The 9,740-nt window shown below is 72.5% G+C and carries 14 protein-coding genes and 1 pseudogene; 9 read left to right on the forward strand and 6 right to left on the reverse strand.

Annotation, left to right across the window (positions count from 1 at the left end; translation table 11 throughout):
• Positions 1–138: 138 nt before the first annotated feature.
• Complete coding sequence (gene greA / locus ACFV18_RS06280; protein WP_380479834.1) at positions 139–636, reverse strand: transcription elongation factor GreA; 498 nt, start codon at positions 634–636, stop codon at positions 139–141.
• Positions 637–890: 254 nt separating this feature from the next.
• Positions 891–1,316 (reverse strand): DUF4307 domain-containing protein, encoded by a 426-nt coding sequence (locus ACFV18_RS06285; protein ID WP_380479836.1) that lies wholly within the window; start codon positions 1,314–1,316, stop codon positions 891–893.
• A gap of 158 nt (positions 1,317–1,474) precedes the next feature.
• Between ACFV18_RS06285 and mca the strand changes: the two genes are divergently transcribed.
• From mca to ACFV18_RS06305, 4 genes are all read left to right on the forward strand, one after another.
• Entirely contained in the window at positions 1,475–2,344 is an 870-nt protein-coding gene (gene mca, locus ACFV18_RS06290; RefSeq protein WP_380479838.1) for a mycothiol conjugate amidase Mca, read from the forward strand.
• A gap of 60 nt (positions 2,345–2,404) precedes the next feature.
• Positions 2,405–2,596: a hypothetical protein gene (locus ACFV18_RS06295; protein ID WP_380479840.1), complete on the forward strand. Its 192-nt coding sequence runs from the start codon at positions 2,405–2,407 to the stop codon at positions 2,594–2,596.
• Positions 2,597–2,669: 73 nt separating this feature from the next.
• Positions 2,670–3,023 carry a hypothetical protein gene (locus ACFV18_RS06300; RefSeq protein WP_380479842.1) on the forward strand — a complete coding sequence of 118 codons (354 nt, stop codon included), beginning with the start codon at positions 2,670–2,672 and terminating at the stop codon, positions 3,021–3,023.
• Positions 3,020–3,271 (forward strand): hypothetical protein, encoded by a 252-nt coding sequence (locus ACFV18_RS06305; RefSeq protein WP_380479844.1) that lies wholly within the window; start codon positions 3,020–3,022, stop codon positions 3,269–3,271. Before ACFV18_RS06300 ends, ACFV18_RS06305 begins: the two co-directional genes overlap by 4 nt.
• A gap of 59 nt (positions 3,272–3,330) precedes the next feature.
• Here ACFV18_RS06305 and ACFV18_RS06310 read toward each other — a convergent pair whose 3' ends face one another.
• Both ACFV18_RS06310 and ACFV18_RS06315 read right to left on the reverse strand, forming a co-directional pair.
• The gene (locus ACFV18_RS06310; protein WP_380479846.1) at positions 3,331–3,492 is read right to left on the reverse strand and encodes a hypothetical protein; all 162 of its coding nucleotides are present in this window, start codon (positions 3,490–3,492) and stop codon (positions 3,331–3,333) included.
• Between the two features lie 32 nt (positions 3,493–3,524).
• Entirely contained in the window at positions 3,525–3,767 is a 243-nt protein-coding gene (locus ACFV18_RS06315) for a hypothetical protein (RefSeq protein ID WP_380479881.1), read from the reverse strand.
• A gap of 87 nt (positions 3,768–3,854) precedes the next feature.
• Here ACFV18_RS06315 and ACFV18_RS06320 point away from each other — a divergent pair, with 87 nt between their 5' ends.
• The 3 genes from ACFV18_RS06320 to ACFV18_RS06330 all read left to right on the forward strand — a co-directional run bounded on the left by ACFV18_RS06320 (position 3,855) and on the right by ACFV18_RS06330 (position 7,070).
• The gene (locus ACFV18_RS06320) at positions 3,855–4,049 is read left to right on the forward strand and encodes a response regulator transcription factor (protein ID WP_380479880.1); all 195 of its coding nucleotides are present in this window, start codon (positions 3,855–3,857) and stop codon (positions 4,047–4,049) included.
• A 68-nt stretch (positions 4,050–4,117) separates the two neighbouring features.
• Positions 4,118–6,151, forward strand: a complete 2,034-nt coding sequence (locus tag ACFV18_RS06325; protein ID WP_380479847.1) for a thioredoxin domain-containing protein — start codon at positions 4,118–4,120, stop codon at positions 6,149–6,151.
• A 67-nt stretch (positions 6,152–6,218) separates the two neighbouring features.
• Positions 6,219–7,070, forward strand: a complete 852-nt coding sequence (locus ACFV18_RS06330; RefSeq protein WP_380479849.1) for a GNAT family N-acetyltransferase — start codon at positions 6,219–6,221, stop codon at positions 7,068–7,070.
• 429 nt (positions 7,071–7,499) lie between these two features.
• On the opposite strand, the gene ACFV18_RS06335 is transcribed toward ACFV18_RS06330, so the two are convergent.
• Positions 7,500–8,036, reverse strand: coding sequence for a MarR family winged helix-turn-helix transcriptional regulator (locus tag ACFV18_RS06335; protein WP_380479851.1), 537 nt, complete (start codon positions 8,034–8,036; stop codon positions 7,500–7,502).
• 106 nt (positions 8,037–8,142) lie between these two features.
• Here ACFV18_RS06335 and ACFV18_RS06340 point away from each other — a divergent pair, with 106 nt between their 5' ends.
• Together ACFV18_RS06340 and ACFV18_RS06345 are read left to right on the forward strand one after the other, a co-directional pair.
• On the forward strand, positions 8,143–8,844 hold the full coding sequence (locus tag ACFV18_RS06340) for a DUF4386 domain-containing protein (protein WP_380479853.1): 702 nt from the start codon (positions 8,143–8,145) through the stop codon (positions 8,842–8,844).
• 35 nt (positions 8,845–8,879) lie between these two features.
• Entirely contained in the window at positions 8,880–9,644 is a 765-nt protein-coding gene (locus ACFV18_RS06345; RefSeq protein WP_380479855.1) for an SDR family NAD(P)-dependent oxidoreductase, read from the forward strand.
• Here the strand turns inward: ACFV18_RS06345 and ACFV18_RS06350 are convergent.
• A pseudogene (locus tag ACFV18_RS06350) lies at positions 9,641–9,740 on the reverse strand (IS481 family transposase); the annotation flags it as partial. The gene ACFV18_RS06345 and the pseudogene ACFV18_RS06350 overlap by 4 nt on opposite strands.

The raw sequence follows: 9,740 nt of genomic DNA on the forward strand, positions 1-9,740 counted from the left end.
CCCTGTCGGGGGGGTGTTCGCGGGGGGGGGGGGGCCCCCGCCCGGCGGGGGGGGGGGCTGCCCCCCGGCGGGTCACCGCCCGGCCGGCCGCCCCCCCCACCCGGGGGAGCGGCCGTCCGTCGTCGTGCTGCGGGAGGCTCAGCCGGAGAACGGCTTGGCGTCGACGATCTTCACGCCGGCCTTCTTGCCGTTCGGCAGCTCGTACACGGCGTCCTCGCCGACCGACTTGCCGGTGATCGCGCGGCCCAGCGGGGACTGCGGGGAGTACACGTCGATGTCGCCGTCGGTGACCTCGCGGGAGGCCAACAGGAACTCCATGGTGTCGTCCAGGTCGCCGTCGAAGGCCACCGTCACCAGCATGCCGGGCGCCACCACACCGGAGTCGGCCGGGGCCTCGCCGACCTTCGCCCGCTCCAGCAGCTGGGACAGCTGGCGGATGCGCGCCTCGGTCTTGCCCTGCTCGTCCTTGGCCGCGTGGTAACCGGCGTTCTCCTTGAGATCGCCCTCCTCGCGCGCGGCCTCGATCTTCTGGGCGATCTCGATGCGCCAGGGCCCGGTCAGGTGATCAAGCTCGGCCTTGAGCTTGTTGTAGTGGTCCTGAGTGAGCCAGGTCACGTCATCGTTGGTCTGGGTCACAGGGTGCTCCTCGTCGGTGCTGGCGCTGCTGCGAGGGTGGTTCGGCAGCAGTGGTCGATTTTCTGGGCAGATGCAAAGCAACGCCCGCTTCCGTGCCATTCGGCAGGGAAGGGGCGAAATCACGAGCCTAACAAGTTCCCCGCACGGGCGGGAAGGGTTGCGGGGGTCGAGGCCGTCCCACTCCTTCGACTATGCGCTCGAAAGGGTGAGCGGAGCAAAGAGTGTCCGCTCACCCTCCCCGGGGGCCCGGCGGGTTACTTCTTGTCCGGGGTGCAGCCGAGCAGCTCCGCGGTGGAGCCGCGGGAGGTGGTGCGCAGCGTCACCACCTTGTCGTAGCTGGTGCCCTCGGCCGGGACCTGGAAGTCCGACTGGCCGACCACCGCGCCGTCCGCGCCCTGCGAGCGGACCGTGCACACGCCCGAGGTGCCCTCGCTCTTGCGCACCGACAGCTGGAGCTGGAGCTCGCTGTCGGACACCGGCTGGAAGGTCGGCACCGTACCGTTCAGCTTCGTCTCGCGCAGCAGGTAGGAGGTGCCGAGCCAGGCGATCAGGCCCACCAGCAGCACCCCGAAGACCACGCCGGCGATCCGCAGCCGGCGGTCGGTCGTCCGGTCGTCGGACCGGCTGTAGCGGCCCGCCGGGGGCGCGAGGGCGGGCTGGGGCGTAGGGCTCTGGTCCATGGTGCGGCTCGGTCCTTTCGCGGAGGAACGGTCGGCCGTCCGCGGGAATGGACGCGCCCTCCAGTCCGTCACTATAGGAGGGGCACGTCCGCGCCAGAGGCGGCGGGGGAGCCGGCCCGACGAACCGGACATACCTGATACCTGGAAGGACCCAGGCGTTGAGCGAGCAGTTGCGGTTGATGGCGGTACACGCGCACCCGGACGACGAGTCCAGCAAGGGCGCCGCCACCATGGCGATGTACGTGGCCCAGGGGGTGGAGGTCCTGGTCGCCACCTGCACCGGCGGCGAACGGGGGTCGATCCTCAACCCCAAGCTGCAGGGCGACCCGTGGGTCGAGGAGAACATCCACGAAGTGCGCCGCAAGGAGATGGACGCCGCCCGGGAGATCCTCGGCGTCCAGCAGGCGTGGCTCGGCTACGTCGACTCCGGCCTGCCCGAGGGCGACCCGCTGCCCCCGCTCCCCGAGGGCTGCTTCGCCCTGGAGGACGTGGACGTGGCCGCAGGCACCCTGGTCAAGCTGATCCGCGAGTTCCGCCCGCACGTGATCACCACGTACGACGAGAACGGCGGCTACCCGCACCCCGACCACATCATGACCCACAAGATCACCATGGCCGCCTTCGAGGCCGCCGGAGACCCGGACGCCCACCCCGAGGCCGGCGAGCCCTGGCAGCCGCTCAAGCTCTACTACAACCACGGCTTCCCGATGGGCCGCATCCGCGCCCTGCACGCCTACCTCACCGAGAACGGCCACGACTCGCCCTACGGCGAGTGGATCGAGGGCTGGGAGAAGTCCGGGCGCGCCGAGCGGGAGATCACCACCCGGGTCGACTGCGGCGAGTACTTCGAGATCCGCGACAAGGCCCTGATCGCCCACGCCACCCAGATCGACCCCGACGGCCCCTGGTTCCGCGTCCCGATCGACATCCAGCGCGACGTCTGGCCCACCGAGGACTACGAACTCGCGAAGTCCCTGATCGACACCGACCTCCCCGAGACCGACCTCTTCGCCGGCCTCCGGAAGTAACCCCGTATTACCCCACCCCCCGGTGACCCGGCCCGCGTAGGGCCGGGTCACCATGGATGAATGAGCACCCCCGTGAACGTCACCCAGCTCGCCGCCGACCTCGCCCTCGACGAAACCAAGGTCACCCCCGGCCTCCTCGGCTTCGTCGTCTTCGCCGCCCTCGGCATCGCCACCTGGTTCCTCCTGAAGTCGATGAACGCCCGCTTCAAGAAGATCGACTTCACCGAGCAGCCCGACACCAAGGACGAGTGATCCGGCCGCACGCGACCGAACGGCAGCCGGCCGGAGCGGTAGCGTGAAGGCGGACCGAGCGTACGGAGGAGAAGTGGCCGCGCAGCCGGAATTTCCCATCGGTGAGCTGATCCCACGTCCGGAGCGGACGGCGGCCGCGCTCAAGGCGGCGCTGGCCGTGGTCGCGCCGGAGCGGCTCCCCCAGATGCTGGCCGAGCAGACGGAAACGATCACCCTGGCTGTCGAGTCGGACAGCCTCGATCCCCTTCGCGGCTTCCTGCTGCGCTGGGCCGCAGTGGTCGAGATCGAGCGCGACCCGCAGACCGCGTCCAGGCTGCGCCGGGCCGAGTACCTGATGCACACGGCGACGGACCCGGCCGAATCCCGCGCCCACGCCTTGGCGGTGAGTGAAATCATCCGCGGCGCATATCGGGCGCTCGGCCGATGACCTGGTCCTGGGAGTACCTTCCGGACGAGCAGTACGTCGCCGGTGACGCGCCGCCCGCGTTCGTCGCCGAGGTCGAGAAGACCGCTGACGAATTGGTTCGCGCCGCATCCGCCCGCTGGCTCGACGGAACGCTGTACCGGGGCGAGAACCCGAAGAGCGGGACGGCCTACGTTCCCGGCGGCATGTTCGAGTACCTGACGGTCATTCGGCACGAGCAGATCTACATCGTCCGGATCACCTGCTTCTGAACCGCCCCTCGCGTCCCGTTACCGGCCCAGGTGGGGCCCTCCTGTGCTCAGGCAGGTGGTCAACGGCGCTTGCGGCGGTTGCGGATCAGGCGGACGACGTAGAGGGGACCGCCGATGGCGGCGCCGACGACGAGGGCCCAGAACGCGAAGTAGGCGGGGCCGGGGTGGAATCCGGTGGTGTCGGCGGCGGTCAGGGCGGCGGCGAGTGGCTGGTGGGGCATCTGCTGGTCCTTGGGTTTTGACGGGGCTGGGGTCAGACGGCGCGGAGGTCGGGGCCGGGGCGCTGGGCCCGCTTCGGGGCGGTGCCGTGCATCAGGGCGAGGTAGCCGTCCTCGACGGTGGCGCCGACGCGCTCCGCGTCCGGGGCGGGGCTGGTGGAACTGATGACCCGGTAGGTGGTGCCGGTCGGGCTGGGGGTGACGTTGACGGTGGGCAGGTCGGGCGGTGGGGTGGTGGCCGCCAGCGTCGGGGACGCCCTGATCTCCCCGTCGATCACCCGGCGCCTGCTCCGCAACCTCGCCCCCGTCAGAACCCCTTCCGCCTCCAGCCCAACACCCCGCTCACCGACCGGGAAACCGACGTCATCCGCGCTGTCGCCCGGGGCAGCACCAACCAGGAGATCGCCGCCGCCCTCTTCATCTCCGTCAGCACAGTGAAGGGCCACCTCGCCGCGATCCAGAACAAGCTCGGAGCCCGCAACCGCAGCGAGATCACCGCCTGGGCCTGGGAATCCCACCTCATGCCGGGCAGCGCAGACCAACGGAACAGCGGCCGATAGCGCCGGCGGCGGACGCGAGAGCGCGAGTTCCACACCCAGGGTCGGGGCACTGTGAGAGGCTGGGGCGCATGAACCGGTTGGCTGGTGTGACCTCGCCTTATCTGCTTCAGCACGCTGACAATCCGGTCGACTGGTGGCCCTGGACGCCGGAGGCTTTCGAGGAGGCCCGGCGGCGCGGGGTGCCCGTGCTGCTTTCGGTGGGATACGCCGCTTGTCACTGGTGTCATGTGATGGCACATGAGTCGTTCGAGGACGAAGCGACCGCCGAATTCCTGAACGAGCACTTCGTGGCGGTGAAGGTCGACCGGGAGGAACGGCCCGACGTCGACGCCGTGTACATGGAGGCGGTGCAGGCGGCCACGGGGCGGGGCGGGTGGCCGATGACCGTGTTCCTGACGCCCGAGAAGGAGCCGTTCTACTTCGGGACGTACTTCCCGCCGCAGCCGCGGCACGGGATGCCCTCGTTCCGGCAGGTGCTGGAGGGCGTCGACAAGGCATGGACGGGGCGGCGGGCCGAGGTCGGTGAGGTGGCGGCGCGGATCAGCAAGGATCTCGCCGAGCGGGGCTCGGTGTACGCCGTCGGGAGCGGGATCGCGCAGCCGCCGGGCGAGGGTGAACTGCACGCGGCGGTCGTGGAGTTGACGCGGTCGTTCGACGAACGGCGGGGCGGTTTCGGCGGGGCGCCGAAGTTCCCGCCGTCGATGGTGCTGGAGTTCCTGCTGCGCCACCATGCCCGGACGGGGTCGGAGGCCGCGCTGGAAATGGTGCAGCGCACCTGCGAGGCGATGGCCCGCGGCGGGATCTACGACCAGCTGGGCGGCGGGTTCGCCCGCTACGCGGTGGACGCCACCTGGACGGTGCCCCACTTCGAAAAAATGCTGTATGACAACGCGCTGCTGCTGCGGGTGTACCTGCACCTGTGGCGCGCCACCGGCGACGAACAGGCCCGCCGGGTCGCGCTGGAGACCGCCGACTTCCTGCTGCGCGAACTGCGCACCCCACAGGGCGGGTTCGCCTCCGCGCTGGACGCCGACTCGCTGGACGAGGCGAGCGGAAAGACCGTCGAGGGCGCGTACTACGCGTGGACGCCCGAGCAACTGGCGGAGGTGCTCGGGGAGGCGGACGCCGCCCTCGCGGTGGAACTGTTCGACGTCACCGGCACCTTCGAGCACGGCACCTCGGTACTGCAACTCCCGCGCGATCCCGAGGACTTGGCCGCGTACCGGGAGATCCGGGAGAAACTCGGGCAGGCCCGCGCGCAGCGTCCCGCCCCGGCCCGGGACGACAAGGTGGTCGCGGCCTGGAACGGCCTGGCGATCGCCGCCCTCGCCGAGGCCGGCGCACTGCTGGAGCGCCCCGACCTGGTCGAGGCCGCCGAGCGCGCCGCCGACCTGCTGATCGCCGTGCACCTCACGGCGGACGGGCGACTGCTGCGCACCTCCCGGGACGGCGTCGCGGGCACCAACGCGGGCGTGCTGGAGGACTACGCGGACACCGCCGAGGGGTTCCTCGCGCTGTACGCGGTCGGCGGCGAATCGTCCTGGCTGCAACTCGCCGGGGAACTGCTCGACCTGGTGCTGCTGCACTTCACCGACGAGAAGTCCGGCGCGCTGTACGACACCGCCGACGACGCCGAGCAGCTGATCCGCCGCCCGCAGGACCCCACCGACAACGCCGCCCCGTCCGGCTGGACGGCCGCCGCCGGGGCGCTGCTCACGTACGCCGCGTACACCGGCTCCGAGCGCCACCGCACCGCCGCGGAACGGGCGTTGGGCATCGTCTCCGCGCTCGGCACCCGCGCGCCCCGGTTCACCGGCTGGGGGCTGGCCGTCGCCGAGGCGCTGCTCGACGGGCCGCGCGAGGTCGCGGTGGTCGGCCCGGCCGGCGACGCCGGGCGGGCGGCGCTGCACCTGGCCGCGCTGCGCTCCACCGCCCCCGGCGCGGTGGTCGCGGTCGGCGAGGTCGGCGACGCCGAGGTGCCCCTGCTCGCCGACCGCCCGCTGCTGGACGGCAGGTCAGCCGCGTACGTGTGCCGGCACTTCGTCTGCGAGCAACCGACCGCGGACGTCGCCGAGTTGGCGGAGCGCCTGCGCGCCCACTGACCGGCAACGCCGCCGTTGGCCAGGAAAAGTGCTGGTCAACGGCGGCGCAGCCGGGGGAGGATGCGCCATGGGCTGGACACTCACCACATCACTGGACGACTTCCGCAGCACAGCCGGGGAGTTCCTCGCGGCCGACCCCGCCGAGAACACCGTGCTGCTCACCATCCTCGACCGCCTCACCCGGGACGGCCTGCACGTGTACGGCGAACAGCCGCCGGTCTTCGGCTGGTGGCACGACCCGGACGGCACCGTCGCCGGCGCCTGCCTGCGCACCCCGCCGTACGGGCAGCGCCTCGGCCGGATGCCGGTGCCCGCCGCCGAGGAACTGGCCCGGCGGCTCGCCGCCGACGGCGAGCGCCCCGACGCGGTGGGCGGCGAGCACGGCACCACCCTCGCCTTCGCCGCCGAATGGCACCGGGCCACCGGCGTCAACTGGCACCTGGAACGCAACGAACGGCTGTTCCGGCTCGGCGAGTTGACGCCCCCGCCGGCCCCGCCCGCCGGCCGCTCCCGGCTCGCCCTGCCCGCCGACCGGGAGACGATCGCCCGATGGCTGGTCGACTTCTGCGTCGAGGCCGAACTCTCGCCGCCCGCCGACCCGTTCGCCGACGCCGACCAGCGGATCGCCGCCGAGACCCTGGTGCTCTGGGAGACCGCCGACCAGCGACTGGTCTCGCTCGCCGGGGCCAGCCCCGCCGTCGCCGGAATGTCCCGGATAGGCCCCGTCTACACCCCGCCCGCCGACCGCGGCCACGGCTACGCCAGCGCGCTGACGGCCGCCGCCACCCTGCACGCGAAGTCGCGCGGCGCGGACGAGGTGCTGCTCTACACCGACCTGTCCAACCCGGTCAGCAACGCGATCTACCAGCGCCTCGGCTACCGGCCGGTCACCGACGCGGCCGAGATCGCGCTCCGCTAGGGCGCGGGGGAGGGCCCTCGGGTGGCCCCGGGGGCTCTTTCGCATGCCTGTGGGGGCGAGGGTGGCCTTGGGGCGGTGGGGGGGGTGGGGCGATGCCGGGTGGCGATCCGGTCGAAGCGCGGTTCACCGGCACGTCGGCCACCGGCCGGTGACCGATGCGGCCGAGCTGCGCTCCGGTGGGGCGGGGGTCCTCGGGTGGTTCCGGGGGCCCTTTCGCGTGCCTGCGGGTGCGAGGAGGGCCTTGGGGCGGTGGGGGTGCGGGGTGTGGTGGCCGGGGGTGGGGCGATGCCGGGTGGCGATCCGGTCGAAGCGCGGTTCACCGGCACCTCGGCTACCAGCCGATGACGATGCGGCCGAGGTTGCGGTCGGCGGGGAGATGAGCCCGGGTGGGGCCTTTCGCCACACCGGGCACGGGGGCGGCGCGGCGGGTCAGCGGGGGCGCAGGGTGCGGTAGCCCGGGTGGATGCCGGGAGTGAGTTGCTGCTGGGCGGCGATCCGGCCGAGCAGTGCGGTCAGTTGGGTGTGCTCCTCGGGGGTGAGGGCCTGGGTGACGTCCTGCTCGTGGGCGATGGCGGTGTCGCGCAGGCGGGCCAGCAGGGCCAGGCCCTGGTCGGTGAGGTGCAGGGCGTACAGCCGGCGGTCCTCCGCGTTGCGGCGGCGTTCGATCAGGCCGCGCTGCTCCAGGCCGTCGGCGAACGGGACGAAGCGGCTGGGGGGCATGCCGAGCGCGTCGGCGAGTTCGCGCTGGCTGCGGCCCGGGTTCTGCACCAGCAGCCGGAGCAGGCCGGCCTGCGCGGGGGTGAGGTCGAGCTCGGCGATCCGCTGGGCGAATCGTTCGGCGGCGTGCGCGCCCAGCTGGGCCAGCAGGAACGCCGCCCCGCCGCCGGGCGGCCCGCCGGGCCCGGGCGGCCCCTGCGGTTTGCCGCCGTGCCAGTCCTGCTGGTCCGCCGCTCGATCCATGCTCATGCCGACATCGTACCCGTTTGACAATCGTTCCACGGTGTAATCATTATTCCGAGTGTATCGATCGAGCGTATCGATCGACGTGTGTCCGAGTGCCACGGGAGGAACCATGAGCACCACCGTCCAGCCTCGTCCGGCCCCGGCGGGTAGGCCCAAGAGCCGCCCGCAGACCGGCCCGCCGCTGCTCGCGCCGACCATCTCGGTCACCGCCCTGACGGTCGCCTACACCGTGGTCAACCGCGCCACCCCGCGCCCGGACGCCACCGGCGCCGAGGTGGTGCGGTACGCGCAGGAGCACGGCGGGGCGGCCCGGCTGGGTGCGCTGCTGCTGATCGCCGCCTCGGTGCCGCTGGCGCTGTGCGCGGCGCTGCTCTATCGGCGGCTGCGGGCGCTCGGCATCACCGCGCCCGGCTCGGCGATCACGCTGGTCGGCGGCGTGCTGGCGTCGTTCGCGCTGGTGCTGAGCGCGGTGGGGGCGTGGGCGGGCGGGCGGCTGTCGGCCGACGCGCCGCCCGCGCTGGGCCGGGCGCTGGCGGACGTGTCCTTCCTGGCGGGCGGGCCCGCGTTCGCGGCGGGTTTCGGCCTGCTGGCGGCGGGTGTCTCGGTGTCGGCGATGCTCACCGACCTGCTGCCCCGCGCTGTGACGTGGGCGGGCCTGGTGGTGGCCGCCGCCGCGATGCTCGCGCTGTTCGCCCTGGTGGCGGACGGCTTCATGTACCTGCTGCCGGTGGTTCGGTTCGGCGGCCTGGTGTGGCTGCTGTTCGTGGCCGCCCTGCTGCCGAAGACCCGCCACCGCGGCACCGAACACTGACCGAACGAAGCACGGGCCAAGGGGAGTTGAGTGAGATGACCGGAACGTACGCGGAGCTGAAGGGCCGGACGGTGGTGGTCACCGGCGGGTCGCGCGGGATCGGGGCGCACACCGCGCGGGCGTTCGCCGCGCAGGGCGCGGCGGTGTGCGTGGTCGGCCGGGACGAGGCGGCGCTGGCGAAGGTGGTCGAGGAGATCACCGGCGCGGGCGGCGAGGCGGTGGCCGCCGTCGCCGATGTGACGGACGCCGGGGCGCTGGACGGCGTGCGGCAGACGGTGACGGAGCGGTTCGGCGCGGTGGACGTGCTGGCGGCGTTCGCCGGCGGCCAGGGCTTCCCGGTGCCGACGGCGGAGCTGTCCGAGCAGCGCTGGCGCGAGGTGCTGGACTCCGACCTGACCTCGGTGTTCCTCACCGTGCAGGCCTTCCTGCCGGGCATGCTGGAGCGCGGTGCGGGCTCCATCCTGACAATGTCCTCGGCGGCCGGCCGCCAGCCCAGCGGCGCCAACCTGGCGTACGGGGTGGCCAACGCGGGCGTGGTGATGCTGACCAGGCACCTGGCCGCCGAGCTGGGGCCGCACGGCATCCGGATCAACTGCCTGGCCCCGTCGGCGATTCTGACCGAGAAGGTGCAGGCCCGGATGCCCGCCGAGGTGCAGAGCAAGGTCGCGGCCACCCACCCGCTGGGCCGGCTCGGCACCCCGGCGGACGTGGCGGAGGCCGCGCTGTTCCTGTCCTCGGACGGCGCGGGCTGGCTGACCGGACTGACGATCGACGTGGCCGGCGGACGGATCACCAACTAGCTGTATTGACCCGCAGGGTTGTTGACGCGGGTGATCGGTGGTTGTCCTCCGAGTGCGGTGTGGCAGCGATGGTAGTTGTAGGTGTGGAGGAAGTCG

The organism is Kitasatospora sp. NPDC059673 (genome assembly GCF_042734215.1).
Taxonomy (GTDB): domain Bacteria; phylum Actinomycetota; class Actinomycetes; order Streptomycetales; family Streptomycetaceae; genus Kitasatospora.